At 67.8% G+C, this 16,339-nt stretch carries 21 protein-coding genes; 10 read left to right on the top strand and 11 right to left on the bottom strand.

The features are described 5' to 3' along the window. The first annotated feature begins 1 nt into the window (after position 1). Positions 2–847, top strand: a complete 846-nt coding sequence (locus tag ACMATS_RS21510) for a metallophosphoesterase family protein (RefSeq protein ID WP_390780819.1) — start codon at positions 2–4, stop codon at positions 845–847. An 80-nt stretch (positions 848–927) separates the two neighbouring features. Here the strand turns inward: ACMATS_RS21510 and tuf are convergent, their stop codons facing one another. From tuf to ACMATS_RS21485, 5 genes are all read right to left on the bottom strand, one after another. After that, on the bottom strand, positions 928–2,121 hold the full coding sequence (gene tuf / locus ACMATS_RS21505) for an elongation factor Tu (protein ID WP_336413038.1): 1,194 nt from the start codon (positions 2,119–2,121) through the stop codon (positions 928–930). Between the two features lie 172 nt (positions 2,122–2,293). Beyond that, the gene (gene fusA / locus ACMATS_RS21500) at positions 2,294–4,417 is read right to left on the bottom strand and encodes an elongation factor G (RefSeq protein ID WP_336413039.1); all 2,124 of its coding nucleotides are present in this window, start codon (positions 4,415–4,417) and stop codon (positions 2,294–2,296) included. A gap of 39 nt (positions 4,418–4,456) precedes the next feature. Then, entirely contained in the window at positions 4,457–4,927 is a 471-nt protein-coding gene (gene rpsG / locus ACMATS_RS21495) for a 30S ribosomal protein S7 (RefSeq protein WP_171082751.1), read from the bottom strand. A 2-nt stretch (positions 4,928–4,929) separates the two neighbouring features. Beyond that, entirely contained in the window at positions 4,930–5,301 is a 372-nt protein-coding gene (gene rpsL, locus ACMATS_RS21490; RefSeq protein WP_003948652.1) for a 30S ribosomal protein S12, read from the bottom strand. A 460-nt stretch (positions 5,302–5,761) separates the two neighbouring features. Continuing rightward, the gene (locus ACMATS_RS21485; protein WP_414168752.1) at positions 5,762–6,232 is read right to left on the bottom strand and encodes a helix-turn-helix domain-containing protein; all 471 of its coding nucleotides are present in this window, start codon (positions 6,230–6,232) and stop codon (positions 5,762–5,764) included. A 297-nt stretch (positions 6,233–6,529) separates the two neighbouring features. On the opposite strand from ACMATS_RS21485, the gene ACMATS_RS21480 reads away from it, so the two are divergent. From ACMATS_RS21480 to ACMATS_RS21460, 5 genes are all read left to right on the top strand, one after another. After that, a complete protein-coding gene (locus ACMATS_RS21480) occupies positions 6,530–6,823 on the top strand; it encodes a hypothetical protein (protein ID WP_390780817.1) in 294 nt (97 codons plus the stop codon). After that, positions 6,820–7,461 (top strand): hypothetical protein, encoded by a 642-nt coding sequence (locus ACMATS_RS21475; protein ID WP_390780816.1) that lies wholly within the window; start codon positions 6,820–6,822, stop codon positions 7,459–7,461. Before ACMATS_RS21480 ends, ACMATS_RS21475 begins: the two co-directional genes overlap by 4 nt. After that, positions 7,458–7,652, top strand: a complete 195-nt coding sequence (locus ACMATS_RS21470) for a hypothetical protein (protein ID WP_414168751.1) — start codon at positions 7,458–7,460, stop codon at positions 7,650–7,652. The genes ACMATS_RS21475 and ACMATS_RS21470 overlap by 4 nt, the downstream gene beginning before the upstream one ends. An 88-nt stretch (positions 7,653–7,740) precedes the next feature. Further along, complete coding sequence (locus tag ACMATS_RS21465; RefSeq protein ID WP_390780814.1) at positions 7,741–8,121, top strand: DUF6247 family protein; 381 nt, start codon at positions 7,741–7,743, stop codon at positions 8,119–8,121. Between the two features lie 25 nt (positions 8,122–8,146). Next, positions 8,147–8,623 (top strand): GNAT family N-acetyltransferase, encoded by a 477-nt coding sequence (locus tag ACMATS_RS21460; RefSeq protein WP_414168750.1) that lies wholly within the window; start codon positions 8,147–8,149, stop codon positions 8,621–8,623. 181 nt (positions 8,624–8,804) lie between these two features. Here ACMATS_RS21460 and ACMATS_RS21455 read toward each other — a convergent pair whose 3' ends face one another. The 4 genes from ACMATS_RS21455 to ACMATS_RS21440 form a co-directional block, all read right to left on the bottom strand. Then, positions 8,805–9,350: a hypothetical protein gene (locus tag ACMATS_RS21455; protein WP_414168749.1), complete on the bottom strand. Its 546-nt coding sequence runs from the start codon at positions 9,348–9,350 to the stop codon at positions 8,805–8,807. 85 nt (positions 9,351–9,435) lie between these two features. Beyond that, positions 9,436–10,278, bottom strand: coding sequence for a helix-turn-helix domain-containing protein (locus ACMATS_RS21450; RefSeq protein WP_414168748.1), 843 nt, complete (start codon positions 10,276–10,278; stop codon positions 9,436–9,438). After that, on the bottom strand, positions 10,275–10,811 hold the full coding sequence (locus ACMATS_RS21445) for a DUF6879 family protein (RefSeq protein ID WP_414168747.1): 537 nt from the start codon (positions 10,809–10,811) through the stop codon (positions 10,275–10,277). The genes ACMATS_RS21450 and ACMATS_RS21445 overlap by 4 nt, the downstream gene beginning before the upstream one ends. A gap of 1 nt (position 10,812) precedes the next feature. After that, entirely contained in the window at positions 10,813–11,016 is a 204-nt protein-coding gene (locus ACMATS_RS21440) for a hypothetical protein (protein ID WP_414168746.1), read from the bottom strand. A gap of 318 nt (positions 11,017–11,334) precedes the next feature. Between ACMATS_RS21440 and ACMATS_RS21435 the strand changes: the two genes are divergently transcribed. Beyond that, the gene (locus tag ACMATS_RS21435) at positions 11,335–12,186 is read left to right on the top strand and encodes a hypothetical protein (protein WP_414168745.1); all 852 of its coding nucleotides are present in this window, start codon (positions 11,335–11,337) and stop codon (positions 12,184–12,186) included. A gap of 11 nt (positions 12,187–12,197) precedes the next feature. On the opposite strand, the gene ACMATS_RS21430 is transcribed toward ACMATS_RS21435, so the two are convergent. After that, entirely contained in the window at positions 12,198–12,494 is a 297-nt protein-coding gene (locus ACMATS_RS21430; protein WP_336413198.1) for a hypothetical protein, read from the bottom strand. 224 nt (positions 12,495–12,718) lie between these two features. Beyond that, positions 12,719–13,303, bottom strand: coding sequence for a TerD family protein (locus tag ACMATS_RS21425; protein ID WP_414170757.1), 585 nt, complete (start codon positions 13,301–13,303; stop codon positions 12,719–12,721). Between the two features lie 183 nt (positions 13,304–13,486). Here ACMATS_RS21425 and ACMATS_RS21420 point away from each other — a divergent pair, with 183 nt between their 5' ends. The 3 genes from ACMATS_RS21420 to ACMATS_RS21410 all read left to right on the top strand — a co-directional run bounded on the left by ACMATS_RS21420 (position 13,487) and on the right by ACMATS_RS21410 (position 16,339). Further along, a complete protein-coding gene (locus tag ACMATS_RS21420) occupies positions 13,487–14,191 on the top strand; it encodes a hypothetical protein (protein WP_414168744.1) in 705 nt (234 codons plus the stop codon). A 294-nt stretch (positions 14,192–14,485) separates the two neighbouring features. Then, positions 14,486–15,349: a CHAP domain-containing protein gene (locus ACMATS_RS21415; protein WP_390780806.1), complete on the top strand. Its 864-nt coding sequence runs from the start codon at positions 14,486–14,488 to the stop codon at positions 15,347–15,349. A gap of 99 nt (positions 15,350–15,448) precedes the next feature. Beyond that, positions 15,449–16,339, top strand: a complete 891-nt coding sequence (locus tag ACMATS_RS21410; RefSeq protein WP_414168743.1) for a hypothetical protein — start codon at positions 15,449–15,451, stop codon at positions 16,337–16,339.

Raw genomic sequence — 16,339 nt, 5'->3', positions numbered from 1 at the left:
CATGCCGCTGTTACCTGCGCCTTCGCTCCTCGCCGTCAGTGACCTGCACACCGGCGTCACCGACAACGTGCCCATCGCCGAGTCGCTGCGCCCCGCGTCGGACGGCGACTGGCTGATCGTCGCGGGGGACGTCGCCGAGCGGTTCGACGACGTCGAGCGCACCCTGCGCATGCTCGCCGGGCGCTTCGCCAAGGTCGTCTGGACGCCGGGCAACCACGAGCTGTGGACGCCGCGCACCGACCCCGTCCAGCTGCGCGGCAGGGCCCGCTACGAGCGTCTGGTGGAGCTGTGCCGCGGACTCGGCGTGGCCACGCCCGAGGACCCGTACCCGGTGTGGCGGGGCGAGGGCGGGCCGGTCGCGGTGGCGCCCGTGTTCACGGGGTACGACTACACCTTCCGCACGCCCACGGCGGCCACCAAGGAGCAGTCCCTGGCCCAGGCGCACGAGGCGGGCATCGTGTGCACGGACGAGTACCTGCTGCACCCCGAGCCGTACGCGGGCTTCGACGACTGGTGCCGTGAACGGGTCACGGAGACCGAGGCCCGGCTGGCGGCGCACGATCCGGCGCTGCCGCTGGTGCTGGTCAGCCACTGGCCGCTGGTGCGCGAGCCCACCGACGTGCTGATGTACCCGGAGTTCGCCCAGTGGTGCGGCACGGTCCTCACCGGCGACTGGCACCGGCGGTTCACCACGGCCGCCGTGGTCTACGGGCACCTGCACATCCCCCGCACGACCTGGTACGACGGCGTGCGCTTCGAGGAGGTCTCGATCGGCTACCCGCGGGAGTGGCGCCGCCGCGGCCACCCGCGGGGGCTGCTGCGGCGGATCCTGCCGTACAGCGCATAGGGCAGAGCCGCACCGCGCATGCGAAAGGGCCCCGCATCCCGGAGGATGCGGGGCCCTTTCAGACCTCAAGCAAGCGGAACTTACTTGTTGATCTTGGTGACCTGGCCGGCGCCGACGGTGCGGCCGCCCTCACGGATGGTGAAGCGCAGGCCCTCCTCCATCGCGACGGGCTGGATCAGGGAAACGGTCATCTCGGCGTTGTCGCCGGGCATGACCATCTCCGTGCCCTCCTTGAGGGTCACAACACCGGTCACGTCAGTCGTACGGAAGTAGAACTGCGGACGGTAGTTGTTGAAGAACGGGGTGTGGCGGCCGCCCTCGTCCTTGGAGAGGATGTACGCCGTGGCCTCGAACTCGGTGTGCGGGGTGACCGAACCCGGCTTGATGATGCACTGGCCGCGCTCGACGTCCTCGCGCTTGATGCCACGGAGGAGCAGACCGACGTTCTCACCGGCCTGGCCCTCGTCGAGCAGCTTGCGGAACATCTCGATGCCGGTGACCGTGGTGGTGGTCTTCTCGGTCTTGATGCCGATGATGTCGACGGTCTCGTTGACCTTGAGGACACCACGCTCGATACGACCGGTGACGACGGTGCCACGACCGGTGATCGTGAAGACGTCCTCGATCGGCATGAGGAACGGCTTGTCGACGTCGCGCTCCGGCTGCGGGATGTTCTCGTCCACAGCGTCCATCAGGTCCTCGACGGACTTGACCCAGGTCGGGTCACCCTCGAGCGCCTTCAGGGCGGAGATCTTGACGACCGGGGCGTCGTCGCCCGGGAACTCGTACTCGTTGAGGAGCTCACGGACCTCGAGCTCGACGAGCTCCAGGATCTCCTCGTCGTCCACCATGTCGGCCTTGTTCAGGGCGACAACGATGTACGGAACACCGGACTGGCGGGCCAGGAGCACGTGCTCCTTGGTCTGCGGCATCGGGCCGTCGGTGGCGGCCACGACCAGGATCGCGCCGTCCATCTGGGCGGCACCGGTGATCATGTTCTTGATGTAGTCCGCGTGACCCGGGCAGTCGACGTGAGCGTAGTGACGGGCATCCGTCTGGTACTCAACGTGCGCGATGGAGATGGTGATACCGCGCTGACGCTCCTCAGGGGCCTTGTCGATGTCCTCGAAAGGCGTGTAGGGGTTCAGGTCCGGGAACTTGTCGTGCAGCACCTTGGTGATCGCCGCGGTAAGAGTGGTCTTACCGTGGTCGACGTGACCGATGGTGCCGATGTTGACGTGCGGCTTAGTCCGCTCGAACTTCGCCTTCGCCACTGGGTCCTCCTACGGAGTGGTTCTGTACGCCTTACTCATCGGCGCCAGGTGATCTTTGCTGGGGTGCCGTCCGCCGGGGTGCCCGCCGCATTCCTCATGGTTTGCGGCGGTACACCCCGACAGTCGGTGTAAAGCCTAAAGCGTGAGCTCCGCCTGTGAAGACGGGAGCCGGTTACTCGCCCTTGGCCTTCGCGATGATCTCCTCGGCGACGTTCCGCGGAACCTCGGCGTAGGAGTCGAACTGCATCGAGTAGCTTGCGCGACCCGAGGTCTTGCTGCGGAGGTCGCCGACGTAGCCGAACATCTCCGACAGGGGGACCAGGCCCTTGACGAGCTTGGCACCGTGACGGTCCTCCATGGCCTGGATCTGGCCACGGCGGGAGTTGATGTCACCGATCACGTCGCCCATGTAGTCCTCAGGGGTGGTGACCTCGACGGACATCATCGGCTCGAGCAGAGCCGGCGACGCCTTGCGGGCACCCTCCTTGAACGCCATGGAACCGGCGATCTTGAAGGCGAGCTCGGAGGAGTCGACGTCGTGGTAGGCACCGTCGAGCAGCGTCACCTTGACGCCGGTCAGCGGGTAGCCGGCCAGAACACCGAACTCCATGGCCTCCTGGCAACCGGCGTCCACGGACGGGATGTACTCCCGCGGGATGCGGCCACCGGTGACCTTGTTCTCGAACTCGTAACCGTCGCCCTCGAGGGGCTCGATTGCGATCTGCACCTTGGCGAACTGGCCGGAACCACCAGTCTGCTTCTTGTGCGTGTAGTCGATACGCTCGACGGCCTTGCGGATCGTCTCGCGGTACGCGACCTGCGGCTTGCCGACGTTGGCCTCGACCTTGAACTCACGCTTCATACGGTCGACCAGCACGTCGAGGTGCAGCTCGCCCATACCCGCGATGATGGTCTGGCCCGTCTCCTCGTCCGTGTGGACCTGGAAGGAGGGGTCCTCCTCCGCGAGACGCTGGATGGCGACACCCAGCTTCTCCTGGTCGCCCTTGGACTTGGGCTCGATCGCGACCTGGATGACCGGCGCCGGGAAGTCCATGGACTCCAGGATCACCGGGTTCGCGGCGTCGCAGAGGGTCTCACCGGTGGTGGTCTGCTTCAGACCCATGACGGCGACGATGTCACCGGCACCCACCGACTCGATCTCCTCACGCTTGTTCGCGTGCATCCGGTAGATCTTGCCGATGCGCTCCTTCTTGCCCTTGACGGAGTTCTGCACCTGGGTGCCCGCCGTCATGCGGCCCGAGTAAACCCGGACGAAGGTGAGCTTGCCGAGGTGCGGGTCGCTCATGATCTTGAAGGCAAGGCCGGCGAACGGCTCGTCGTCGGACGGCTTGCGCTTCACGACCTCGTCGGCGTCGTTGACGGCGTGGCCCTCAACGGCCTCGATGTCGAGCGGCGACGGCAGGTAGCGGACGACGGCGTCGAGCAGGGGCTGAACGCCCTTGTTCTTGAACGCGGTGCCACAGAACACCGGGGTGACGGTGACGGAGTCGCCGCCGCCACGCGAGGCGAGAGTGATGCGGCGGATGGCCGCCATCAGCTGCTCCTCGGTCGGCTCCTCGCCGCCCAGGTACAGCTCCATCATCTCTTCGTCGTTCTCGGCAACGCCCTCGAGGAGCTTGCCGCGCCATTCCTCGGCAGCCTCGATGTGGGTGGCCGGGATGTCGACGACGTCGTACATCTCGCCCTTGGCGGCCTCGGCGGACCAGACCAGCGCCTTCATCTGGACGAGGTCGACCACGCCCTTGAAGTCGGCCTCGGCACCGATCGGCAGCTGCATGACCAGCGGAACCGCGCCCAGGCGGTCGACGATCATGTCGACGCAGCGGTGGAACTCGGCACCCGTGCGGTCGAGCTTGTTGACGAAGCAGATACGCGGCACGCCGTAGCGGTCCGCCTGACGCCAAACGGTCTCGGACTGCGGCTCAACACCGGCAACGCCGTCGAACACCGTCACGGCACCGTCGAGGACGCGCAGCGAACGCTCCACCTCGACGGTGAAGTCGACGTGGCCCGGGGTGTCGATGATGTTGATGGTGTGGTCGACGTTGTTCAGCGGCCAGTGGCAGGTCGTCGCGGCAGACGTGATCGTGATGCCGCGCTCCTGCTCCTGCTCCATCCAGTCCATCGTGGCAGCGCCGTCGTGGACTTCACCGATCTTGTACGAAACACCGGTGTAGAACAGGATCCGCTCGGTGGTGGTCGTCTTGCCCGCGTCGATGTGGGCCATGATCCCGATGTTGCGGACCTTGGCCAGGTCAAGCGAAGTGGTGGCCATATGGCTCAGTCTTCTCTCGGTTCTCGATGGGGGTAGCGACTACCAGCGGTAGTGCGCGAAGGCCTTGTTGGACTCGGCCATCTTGTGCGTGTCCTCACGCTTCTTGACCGAGGCGCCGAGACCGTTCGAAGCGTCCAGCAGCTCGTTCATGAGGCGCTCGGTCATGGTCTTCTCGCGACGGGCGCGGGAGTAACCGACCAGCCAGCGCAGCGCCAGCGTGGAGGCGCGGCCGGGCTTGACCTCGACCGGGACCTGGTAGGTCGCGCCACCGACACGGCGGGACTTGACCTCGAGAGCGGGCTTGACGTTCTCGAGGGCGCGCTTGAGGGTGATGACCGGGTCGTTACCGGTCTTCTCGCGCAGACCCTCCATGGCGCCGTACACGATGCGCTCGGCGGTGGAGCGCTTGCCGTGCAGCAGGATCTTGTTGATCAGCGAGGTGACAAGAGGAGAACCGTAGACCGGGTCGATGATGACCGGGCGCTTCGGGGCGGGGCCCTTACGAGGCATTCTTACTTCTCCTTCTTGGCGCCGTAGCGGCTGCGAGCCTGCTTGCGGTTCTTGACGCCCTGGGTGTCGAGCGAGCCGCGGATGATCTTGTAGCGGACGCCCGGCAGGTCCTTCACACGGCCACCGCGCACGAGCACGATGGAGTGCTCCTGCAGGTTGTGACCCTCACCCGGAATGTAAGCGGTGACCTCGATGCCGCTGGTCAGACGCACACGCGCGACCTTACGGAGGGCCGAGTTCGGCTTCTTCGGGGTGGTCGTGAAAACACGCGTGCAGACGCCACGGCGCTGGGGCGAACCCTCGAGTGCGGGCGTCTTGTTCTTCTCGACCTTGTCCTGCCGGCCCTTTCGGACCAGCTGCTGGATCGTAGGCACCGTTTCTCCGGTTTCTGTGATCGCGATAAATCTAACCCGGGAGCAAACACCGACCCACGCGGTCGGGTGTGTCGAAGGCTGCAGACCCCCGCCGATGGCGGGAAGTGGCGCAGATTCCGGTGTCGCCGAGTCGGTGCGGACCGCTCGGTTCCGGGCGTCCCGTACGGTTTGAAGGCACGCACGAGAGCCCAGGGACACCCCAGGCACAAGGTCAGAGCGTACCTACCGCATGGGCTGCGGTCAAAACAAATGCACACGCGGACGACGCCCCTGCGTACGACCCCCGTCGCAGATCAGGGGCGCCCCGCCGGGACCCTCCGGGGCACACCGGGGAAGGGCGGGCGGCGTGACACCGCTCCGCCCAACGGGTGACGTCCACGGGCGAGTTGCCTTCCCTGACAACCGTCCGGTTGCCGACGCCCGGCCGCCTTCCGGCTCACCGGCCTTCCGGCCTACCGGCCTACCGCCCGGTCGCCGTCTTCCGCGGGTCCTCCGGCTTGGTGCCGCCGACGGCGATGATCATTTCCGTCATCTCCACGAACTGCCGGCGGTGGCTGTCCGGGATGCCGAGCAGGTCGGCGGCCTCGGCGGGAGTCACCCGCACGCCGCCCGGGGCCCGCTCCGCGGCCGGGGCCGCCGCGGCGCGCGGGGCGCCCGGCAGCGGCAGGTCCTCCGGAGAGACCTTGCCGGACTGGATGAGCATGTCCCGCAGCGAGACGCCGAGCACCCGCGCGAGGGCCCGCATGGTCTCCAGATCGGGCATGCTCTGCCGCTGCAGCAGCCGGGTCACCGCCGCGCGGTGCACCCCCGCGTCCTCCGCCAGCCGGGACCGGCCGCCGCCCCGGGGGCTGTCGATGTCGTATCCGCGGTCCCGCATCAGCCCTTCGACCCAGCCCGCGAACCGCTCCATTTCCGAGCCCTTTTCGCCCATGGCACTGCTCCCTCCGCAACTTCAGACCCTACCGTCCGATCGCGCACGCAATAACCAGAATGCTGTGCGCGAGCGCAACTTGCCACCTCGGGCGGGTAAATTCGCGCCGTTTGGCTGATCAATGGCGGTTCAAGTGCCCAGGAAATCCCTTCAGATGCCTTCAGCGATGTGACAGGGGACACGAGCGTGCCGGGAGGTGTGCGAGGGTCGAAAGTTGTTGCGGTTGCGCACGCAAGCCCGTACAGTCCGATTGCGCAACCGCAACAACGCCCCGTTCCCGAAGGGGACCACCTCCGCATGCCCGCCCCCGCCCTCCGCGCCCCGCTCCCCCAGGACCACTACCCCTCCGCCTCCCGCCGCCCCGCCGACTGGCGCTCCCTGGCCGCCTGCACCGGCCTCCCCGACCACACCGTCTTCGCCCGCCGCCCGAAGGCCGCCCTCCCGGCCCTGCGCGCGTGCGCCGTCTGCCGCGTCCAGCACCACTGCCTGGAGGCGGTCGCCCCGCGCGAGAGCTGGTTCGACGGCGTCTGCGCGGGGCGCCTGTGGCGCAACGGCCGGGAGATCCCCATCCCCGAGGAGCACTGCCCATGACCGTCCCTTCCCCCTCCCCCGCCTTCTGGCTCGGCGTCCTCCTCCGCCAGTTCCCGGAGCTGAACCGGGAACTGGCCCCCAGCCGCACGGCCCGCCCGGCGACCGACCGGACGCCCCGCTCGGGCATGCCGCCCTCCGCCCCCATCCGCCTCTTCGTCTCCGACACGATCCGCGACATCACGGACGGCGTGGTGGAGTTGGAGGAGGCGGCCTGCGACCGGCTCCGCCTCCCGCGCCCGCCGCGCGGCACGGTCGAACAACGCCTGCTGCGCCTGCTCGCCCTGACGGACCGCGGCATCACGACGGACCCGCTCCTCGCGGACCACGTCCGCGCCGAGGCCCGCCGCATGGCCCGCCGCTGTGCCCTGGCCCTCGGCGACGCCGAGACCCCCGTCCGCGTACGCGGCCGCTGCCCGCACTGCGACTCCGTCTCACTGCGGGTGTTCCCCCACCGCGAGACGGTCCTCTGCATCAACCCCGGCTGCCGCTGCGCGACTCCGTCCTGCGCCTGCACGACGGACGACCGTCACCGGCACGCGTGGCCGCGGGACCAGTGGCAGCAGCTGACGGAGAAGATCACCGCCGATCTGGCGGAGCTGACTGCAGCACAGGACGACGAGGAGGGCTCGGCCCGATGACGACGCTGGTGACGGCGGCCATCGCCGCCCAGGAGGTGGCGGTGTCCCCGGATGCCGTCCGCAAATGGGTCCAGCTCAAACACCTCGCCCCGGCGGGCCGCCGGGGCCGCGCGCACCTGTTCCGCCTGGAGGACGTGTTCGCCGCGGAACGGGCGACACGGAGGGGGCGTGAGAGGGGGCCCTGTATATAGGGGTCACGTATAGGGGCCACGTGTACGGGGGTGACACCTCTGGGGATCGCTTGTGCTGGTGGGGGCCGGCTCCCTACGTTCGGGCGGTGTGGACGACACCGCGGCCGACGCAACTGGCCCCTCCCCACTCATCCCTCAGCCGGCAAGTAATCCGGAGGCCCTCCGGGCCGCACTCACGCTACTGGCCCCTCAGCTGCTGCCCGCCTTCGAAGCGGAGTGGGCGACTGCCCTGAAGCGAGCACGCGAAACGGTGAGTGCAGGCCCCCTGCACCAATTCATCGGGCCATGGGCAATGCACGTGGCCATCCAGCGGCACCCCGACCGAGCCGCGCGGCTGCGCGAGTTGGAAACTCGTGCCGCGGAAACCGACAGCCTTGACGAGGCACGCGCGATGATCTCCGAGATCGGCCGCATCCTTGACTTCGCTGCCGTCGAGGCGGGCATTGCGCAATATCCACGCCCACGCTGACCTCTTCCCCTGTCAGACTGCCCGGATGATCGTCAGACCCGCCCGCGAACAGGACGCCCCCGGATTCCTGGACCTGGCCGCCCAGGTCGAGACCTGGTTCGGCCCGATGGCCGAGGACCCCGGATTCCGCAGTGCCGTGGCCAAGAACATCCGGCGCGGTACGGCACTGGTGGCCTATTCCCCCGAACCAGGCCTACCCGCCCTCCTCGGCGGACTGCTCTTCGGCGCCAAGTCTCCTACGTACCACGTGCATTGGCTCGTCGTAACGGAGCAGGCGCGCGGCCGGGGCGTGGGCCGCGCGCTGATGGCGGAGGCGATGCGCAGGTTCGCGGACGACGGCCCCGGCACCGTCGAGGTCGTCACCTTCGGGGCCGACCACCCGGGTGCCGTGGCCAGTGGCGCCCGGGTCTTCTACGAGCGCCTCGGCTTCACCCCGGCCGAGCCGGCGGAACCGGGCCCGGAGGGCGGGTCGCGGCAGGTCTACCGGCGATCGGTGGATTGACGGGGGTCGGGCAAGTGCGGGCGCACGTCGCCCTGTTCGCCTCGCGCGTCGAGCGAGGTGAGCCCGTGCTCGACCATGCAGCTCGGACACGCATGGACACGTGCCGCCACCTGGTCCCCGTAGACCACCTCGACCGCGGTGGGCTGCGGCGTCGTCCCCTTGTGCCACGCGCACCATCCGCTCACCGCTCTGCCCCGATCAACTTCCGCAGCGCGTCGACGTCGCAGAGCCCCGCGCTGTCGTCCGGCGGCGTCAGCAACCAGTACGCACCGGGCGGCTCGGCCCGGTGCGGGGCGGGTACGCGGACGTAGCCGCGCGGATGGTCCTTGCCCAGGCAGTCGATGCCGGGCACGTGCCACGTGGTGCTCGTGCCCGGCGGTACGAGCACGGTGTAGCCGCGGTTCGGCCGGTCGACGATGACGGCACCGTCGATGCCGGCCACCCGGAAAACGCGCTCGACGGCGGCCATTTCACTGGTACCGGTGAGGCGGTGCACGACGTGGGCGGGCAGCAGGACCGCATCGAAGTGCAGGCCCGCCTGCAGGACGGCGACGGTGTCGCGCATCCATGCTTCCCGGGCCAGGTAGGGGTGCGTCTCCCTGGAGAGGAGCCAACGGCTGGCGGGGGCGTCCAGGTTCAGTGTCAAGTGAGACGAACAGTGGTCGTCCCGCGCCGAAACCAACGACCGAACGCGGGGCGTGTTCTCGTCCTTCGTGTCCATGCTCATGGCCGGAACGTAAAGATGAGGCCCCCACAACCGCGCTCCGATTGCGCGGCATTGCGCGAAGCTCAATGCTGTTGTCTCGGATTGCCTATCTGGAACTCAGCGCAGCCCTCGCACGGACGATCAGGCGGTGGGCCTGAGGGCCGTACACGGCCGCTTCGTTGAGCCGGTCCCAGGCACGCCGGTACAGGGTGACGTCATCGGACGATTCGAAGTGAAGTTCGGTATTGATCGTCTCGATGATCACGCGCGCGTCATCGAAGATCCAGAACCCGTGCTTGGGCGTAAGCCGGAGCGGAGCACCCAGTGGGATCACACCGAAGTTCACTCTGTCCATGCCGATCAAGCCCATGAGGCGATCAAGCTGCGCGGACATGACGTCGCGAGGACAGATCAGCGCATGCAAAGCGCCCTCCCACACCATGACATGGAAGGTCCTGCCAGCCTGATACAGCACCTCCTGGCGCTGCATCCGCGCTCGCACCGCTTCTTCGGTATCGCGCGGCGTCCTCATGAAGTCGGCGTTGTGCACAAGCAAGTGACGGGCGTAGTCCGGGGTTTGGAACAACCCGGGTATGACCGTTGCCTCATAACCTCGGACCGTCGAGGTGTTGCGGTACTCGACGACGTACCTCTCCTGCACGCCGCGGTGGCCGGAGGCGAGCTGGCGTCGCCACGAGCGTTGTTGCGACTCAAGCCCTCGTAACCGGGCTTTGAGGTCCTCGGCCTCGGCCGGAGCGCCGGCTCCGCAAGCCCATGCCTCCAGGTCTTCGGCAGTCGCCGTCTGTTTGCCGTGCTCCAGCCTGGACACCTTCGACGGCTGCCAGCCCAGGAGGGCAGCCATGCCCTTTCCGCTGAGCCCAGCCTCGGTGCGCAGCTCACGGAGCCGCGCACCGAGGGCTACTCGGCCAGCCTGGAAGTCTGTGCTCACACAGTCGAAGGTACCTGCGCCTGGAACTCCGCTGTGGCTACTGCGTAGTGCCAGGCAGCATCTCGCGCCTGGCAGGCGCGTACGACGCTGTGCGGGTCTTCGAGGACGCGCACCCCAAGCGTGTTGCCCTGATCGTCGATGACGAACCGGACGACGGTCCGAGAGTCGAACAGCCAGAAGTCGTAGTCGGGCAGACCCAGGCGCTCGGCATCGGCCCTGTACAGGTTTCGGATGTCCTCTCCGGCCTCGACGTTGCCGAGGCCGCTTGCGAGCAGGAATCGCTGCCCTTCGGTCGGTGGATTGTCGACGAGTCGCACCCTCTCGAACCGCTTGCCTTGCTTCGTCTGCGCCCGCACATTTGCGTGCCAGGAGCTGTCCGGGGTGTAGCCGAAGGCCTCTCCACGCTGGAAGCGCTCCCAGCTGGGGCTGAGTCGGTCCGAGGCATACCCGCGCTGGGTCTCCAGGCGCCAGGCCGTGTGCTCGAAGTCCTCGAAGAGATGCGTGATGTCGTCGAAGGGGACCAGCTCTTCCACGTCACTCCTTGGGGGCGAAGCGGGCAAGAAGCTCGCGCGGTACAACCACGAAAGTCTCGGTTTGCTTGACGTCGCGGAGCTGCGCGAGATGCTCGGGGTCGGTGAGGCGGTCGCCTTGGACGACGATCTCGCCCGTTTCCTCGATCTCGTACAGGGTAGGGCAGTTGCCGTGCTCGGACGTCGTACCGATGAACCTGAGCGCCATGGGTCCTGTCCTCTCATGAGACTGGCGAGACCAAAGAATGGCCTCCGAGCCAACCTCGTGCAGCCTGATTGCTCAAGATTGCCCAGACGAGGCCGACTCCTCCGATTGCGCGCAACGACGCAGAGGTCAAGGCTGACGTGCGTTCACCTCGACGGGTCCTGAAGCGGCTTGGCCTCCTACACCAACCCCACCCCACCTTGCAATACGTGACCCGCCAGTCACGCCCCGTGCGCTACGGTGCCACCAACAAAACGACCCCCGCGCTGGTTGCACCCGGCGCGAGGGTCTTCACCCACAAGGAATCAGAGGTTCCCTGGGATGCTCCGGCATGTTATCGCCCCTGCCCGCTTCTTCTCCCAAGTACCCAACGAGATCATCCGCCATCCGCGCCTCTCCTCTGACGCCGTCAGACTCCTTCTCTGGCAGCTCTCGCTCCCCGAAGGCGCAAACGAACCGCTGTACGAGTCCGCGAAGCGGGCCGGGATCAAGAAGACCGCATTCCTGCGCGCGAAGCGGGAGTTGGCGAGCGAGGGGTACCTGCACGACTGGCGCCGTCAGGACAGAGCAGGCCGCTGGTCGCGGTCGCAGCTCGTCTCCAACGTTCCGTTGACCGCCGAACAGGCCGTCGCCGTACGGGACACGGGGCAGCCGACCCCGCCCCCGACTCCGGCTCCCGCGCCGACTCCGGCTCCGACCGCCCCGGAACCGGCCGTCGGTGTGCCGAGCGCCCGGCCCGTCGGCCGTTCCCAGACCAGTAACACCAAGGAGAACACCCCCCACCCCGACCACCGCCGGGGCGCCCAGCTCCTCGCCGCCGCCGTCCACGGCGACCCCCGGCTCCGGCTCGGCAGCCGGGACGTGCGTCAACTCGCCCCGCTGGCAAGCGAATGGCTGGCGCGCGGGGCTACGCCGCAAGAGTTGCGCGAGGCGCTGACGTCCGGGCTGCCGGAGCCTGTCCACTCCCCCGCCGCGATCACGCGGGACCGGCTGCTGCGGAAGATGCCGGATCCGCTGCCCGAGCGGACCCGGCGGATCCCGGTCCCGGCCCCGGTCCCGCCGCCGGTCTCACCGGCCCCGTACGACACATCGGCCGCCGTCGCGGCCACCGAACGCGGCGCCGCCGCGGCGCGCGAGGCACTACGGCAGAGCCGCCTACTGCTGCACGGCTGACGAACGGCTGACTACTCGTCGCCCTTCCCCGCAGGCCCGCTCTCCAGCGCTCCCGCACCCCACGACGGCATGCGGTACACCTGCGCCCCGGCCGTGCCCGTGCGCTTCTCCTGCATGACCTCGACCGCTTCCTGCCACCCGCTGACGAAGCCACGGACCTCGGCGGCGTCGACGGCCTTCCCGGCGAGCTTCTGCACGACCGAGGTCAGCGCCTTGGCGACCTCGTCGGTGAAGGCCCCGGACTGCCCGGACTCGGCGGCCACTTCCACCGTGGCAGCCACGACATCCGCGAGCTGCTCGCTGCGCATGCTCACTGAGTGGTCCCTCCGCACATCCCGACCTGCTCGCTCATGCCACCCCCAGGTGCCGTCCACCGACTGATTTGCCCCCGCCAAGACTCGTCCGGTGCATCTGTACGGGATACCCGAGAGTGTGTGCGATCGCCCACTTAATCTATCCCGAGGGTCTGACACTCCGTCGCCACATGGGCAGCCGGCCGAAGCGGGGCCGGGGCGCGTGCTGCGAGGCCGCGCTACTTTCCCATGGCGAAGCGGAGCAGGCTGTCCCGGTCGCCCTGCTGGACGGTGCCGCGCTCGTTGACGACCTCCAGCTTCCAGGAGGCGCCGACGCGGTACGCCTTCGCGACGGCGATGGCGTTGCCGGCGCCGAGCAGCGACGGCCAGATGTCGGCAACCTGCGCCGTGCTGCCGCCGGTGCTGTCGTAGATCTTGAAGGAGATGTTGGCGGCGTGCTGGAAGTCGCTGCCCTTCTTGAAGGCGGCGCACACGAACACGATGACGGTCACCTGGGGCGGGACCTTGTCGAAGGTGACCTCGATGAGCTCGTCGTCGCCGTCGCCGCGGCCCGTCCGGTTGTCGCCGGAGTGTGTGATCCCGCCGTTCTTCAGCGGGTCGGTCACGTCCAGACCGGCGAACCGGACCGGTTCGTCGCCGCTCATGAGGATCGCGATCGCGTCGAGGTCGGTGCCACGGGCCTTGCGCAGTGCGCCCATCAGCCCGCCGCCGAGGCCGGCCGTGGTGTCCCACGAGGCACCGACGCCCATCTTTGTCACGCCGTCCAGGTCGGCTGCCCCGTCCGCCTTGGTCAGGGTGATCACAGCAGGGGTGTTGGGCGTGGTCACGGCGCGAACCCTTCGTCGTTTCCGGACGCCGTTTCCAGACGTCGTTTCCAGACACGGGCCGCACTCGGCCCCACTTCTACACAAAACGTAACACGCACATGATCATGGAAAGGAGGGGCCAAGGGGCTCAAAGAGCCCAAAGAGGCAAGGAGACAAGGGGTGGGAGACACCATGTGGGGACGCAGGCGGGCGCGGCGCGCGCAGGAGTACGAGGCGGCTGTCGCCGAGGCGCGGACCGATCTGGCGGAAGTCCTCCGCATCGCCGACGAGACGCACGCGGGCATCGCGGACGTCTTCGACAGGCTCCGTGACGCCTACGCCATGATCGAAGAACTGCTCGACCAGGGGGACGGCCTCCCGGCCAAGTCCGCACGGGCCCAGCTGGCCTGTCACCGGGAGGCGTGGGACGAGATCGAGGAGGGCATGGCTTCGTTCGTGGAGGCGCGGCGCGCCTGGCACGGCGACCGGCCCGATGCAGACCTCCTCGAACTGACCGAAGCGGCCGGGCACTTCGCCGATCATGCCTCCTCCTGCGCGGAGACCATGGAGGAGATGGCCGGCCTCATGAGCTCGTTCCACGACCTCTACCGGAACATGCTCGAACTCCGCGACAAGCTCGCCCCCATCCGCGACCGCGCCCACGCGGCCGTCGCCGCCGCCGCGAACGAACTCGCGTGGGCAGGACCCACGGCCCAGGGCAAGTTCGCCCTCGAAGTCCGCCTCCACACGGTCGGGGACCGGCTCCGGGAACTGGACGCGGGGCGGGTGGAGCTGGAGCCGGGGCGCAAGGTGACGGACTGGTACCGGGACGTCGAGGCGGAGATCGCGGAGATCCGCGAGGCGGTGCTGCGGCTGGGGTACTGACCGACCCCGTTCGAGCGGGCTCGCAACTCCTTGTTGCGCTCGCGCACAATCTCGTTCACAATAGATGCAGCGGCGGAGCTGTGCCCCCAACTCGGGTACGGCGTCCGCCGCTTGGCGTTGAGCCGCCAGTACGCCGGGCCACCTGCACGGCGGCGCCGTCGACAGCGACGGGCCGCAAGGCCGACCGGAGACGACTGCGCGGCTCGACCGCCTGCGCGCGACAGCGCGCCGAATTTCCATCTATTGAGCCCCTCATGGAGGGCGTATATAAAAATGGCCAATACAGCCAAAGCAATGCTCGATGAGGCTGCCAAGCACATCGGGTACAAGGAAGGGCCGAACAACGACAACATGTTCGGCCGTTGGTACGGCGACAACTACCAACCGTGGTGCGCGATGTTCGTCTCGTACTGCGCCAGCAAGTCGGGCAACGACGACATCATTCCTCACTACGAATCCTGCGCGGCAGGCGTCGACTGGTTCCAGAACCGCGGCCTGTGGAGCAGCACACCGTCCGTCGGCGCCATCGTGTTCTACGGCCCCGGCGGCGGGGACCACACCGAAATCGTCGAATCCTTCGACGCCACCACCATCACCACCATCGGCGGCAACACCAACAACGGCGATTCGCCCAACGGTGACGGCGTTTACCGCCACGAAAACCGAAGCCGCAGCAACCCCCGCATCTTCGGATACGGACACCCCAACTACAAGGAAGAAGAGGACATCGACATGCCGAAGCGCGTCAGCCTTGCCCGCAAGACCGAGCTCGTTCTGAAGCGGAACACGGTCACCCAGATCCCGTTCATCGACGAGTACTCCGACGGCGGCGACCAGCACCCCGACAAGGGCGGCCCGGCCTTCATCTCCAGCAACTCGGACTACATCGCCACCGCCGCGGCCACCCTCAAGGACGTCAAGCCCGGCCTGACGATCCAGACCCGCTTCAACGAGATCAACGCCAAGGGCGAGACCGTCAAGGAGGGTCCGATCGAGGAGCACCAGGGCACCGGTGGCAACACCTACATCACCCAGACCCGCGCCGGTGCCGTCTGCGACCCGGGCAACCGTGTCGTCTGGACGATCGAGATCATCAACGGCGACGTCGACCCGACCCTGACCTACGCCGAGGTCCAGGCCAACTACTGGCCGCGATAAGGCTCAGCGACTTTTCTGACTGAGCAATGGGGGGTGCCCCTGCATGCCTGCCATGCGGGGGCACCCCCTTACTCGCATTTCTCCCGAAAGGAAATCATCATGGTTTCGGTCAGTGACCTGCTGCCCTACCCGCTCACGTACAAGCAGGACGATTGGACCTTCGAGCCCGACCAGAAGAGCAATGCGCTGGCCATTCTCGATGAAGCACTGAAGGCCGGCCTCGGCCCGCGCGGCGGTGTCATCGGCGTCGCCACCGCGATGCAGGAATCCACGCTGCACAACGTCCCCGGCGGGGACCGGACGAGCGTCGGCCTTTTCCAGCAGCAGGAGTGGTGGGGCAGCTTCGATCAGCGCATGGACCCCCATTGGTCGTCCTGGAAGTTCTTCTCCGAGATGAAGAAGATCTGCCCGCCGAAGTTCGGCGCAGGCTACCTCACCTCGACCCAGCTTTGGGAGGTCGCCCAGGCGGTCCAGGTCAGCGGGTACCCCACCTACTACGCCAAGCACGAGAGGGCCGCGGCCCAGCTCGTCGCCGAGCTCTACAACAAGAACTTCGACGACGACGCCCCCAAGCGCGTCAGCCTCGCCCGCAAGGCGGACCTCGTCCTGAAGCGGAACACGGTCACCGCGATCCCGTTCATCGACGAGTACTCCGACGGCGGCAACCAGCACCCCGACAAGGCCGACCCCGCCTTCATCACGGGCAACTCCGACTACATCGCGACGGCTGCCGCGACCCTCAAGGACGTTGCCCCCGGCCTCACCGTCCAGACCCGCTTCAACGAGCTGAACGCCAAGGGCGAGACCGTCAAGGAAGGCCCCATCGAGGAGCACCCCGGCACCACCGGCAACACCTACATCACCCAGACCCGCGCCGGTGCCGTCTGCGACCCCGGCAACCACGTCGTCTGGACCATCGAGATCATCAACGGCGACGTCGACCCGACCCTGACCTACGCCGAGGTCCAGGCCAACTACTGGCCGCGGTGA

It is taken from the genome of Streptoverticillium reticulum (assembly GCF_047456005.1).
GTDB classification, from domain to species: Bacteria; Actinomycetota; Actinomycetes; order Streptomycetales; family Streptomycetaceae; genus Streptomyces; species Streptomyces reticulum.
Note: the sequence above shows the minus strand (reverse complement) of the source record. Positions and strands in the feature narration are given on the sequence as shown.

Bases quoted from the DNA above. Each gene is read 5' to 3' on its own strand.
- ACMATS_RS21435 (WP_414168745.1), top strand. From the start codon at position 11,335: ATGCTCCGGCATGTTATCGCCCCTGCCCGCTTCTTCTCCCAAGTACCC.
- ACMATS_RS21470 (WP_414168751.1), top strand. From the start codon at position 7,458: ATGACGACGCTGGTGACGGCGGCCATCGCCGCCCAGGAGGTGGCGGTG.
- ACMATS_RS21480 (WP_390780817.1), top strand. From the start codon at position 6,530: ATGCCCGCCCCCGCCCTCCGCGCCCCGCTCCCCCAGGACCACTACCCC.
- ACMATS_RS21455 (WP_414168749.1), bottom strand. From the start codon at position 9,350: ATGAGCATGGACACGAAGGACGAGAACACGCCCCGCGTTCGGTCGTTG.
- ACMATS_RS21415 (WP_390780806.1), top strand. From the start codon at position 14,486: ATGCTCGATGAGGCTGCCAAGCACATCGGGTACAAGGAAGGGCCGAAC.
- fusA (WP_336413039.1), bottom strand. From the start codon at position 4,417: ATGGCCACCACTTCGCTTGACCTGGCCAAGGTCCGCAACATCGGGATC.
- ACMATS_RS21430 (WP_336413198.1), bottom strand. From the start codon at position 12,494: ATGCGCAGCGAGCAGCTCGCGGATGTCGTGGCTGCCACGGTGGAAGTG.
- ACMATS_RS21460 (WP_414168750.1), top strand. From the start codon at position 8,147: ATGATCGTCAGACCCGCCCGCGAACAGGACGCCCCCGGATTCCTGGAC.
- ACMATS_RS21485 (WP_414168752.1), bottom strand. From the start codon at position 6,232: ATGGGCGAAAAGGGCTCGGAAATGGAGCGGTTCGCGGGCTGGGTCGAA.
- ACMATS_RS21410 (WP_414168743.1), top strand. From the start codon at position 15,449: ATGGTTTCGGTCAGTGACCTGCTGCCCTACCCGCTCACGTACAAGCAG.
- ACMATS_RS21510 (WP_390780819.1), top strand. From the start codon at position 2: ATGCCGCTGTTACCTGCGCCTTCGCTCCTCGCCGTCAGTGACCTGCAC.
- ACMATS_RS21475 (WP_390780816.1), top strand. From the start codon at position 6,820: ATGACCGTCCCTTCCCCCTCCCCCGCCTTCTGGCTCGGCGTCCTCCTC.
- ACMATS_RS21440 (WP_414168746.1), bottom strand. From the start codon at position 11,016: ATGGCGCTCAGGTTCATCGGTACGACGTCCGAGCACGGCAACTGCCCT.
- rpsG (WP_171082751.1), bottom strand. From the start codon at position 4,927: ATGCCTCGTAAGGGCCCCGCCCCGAAGCGCCCGGTCATCATCGACCCG.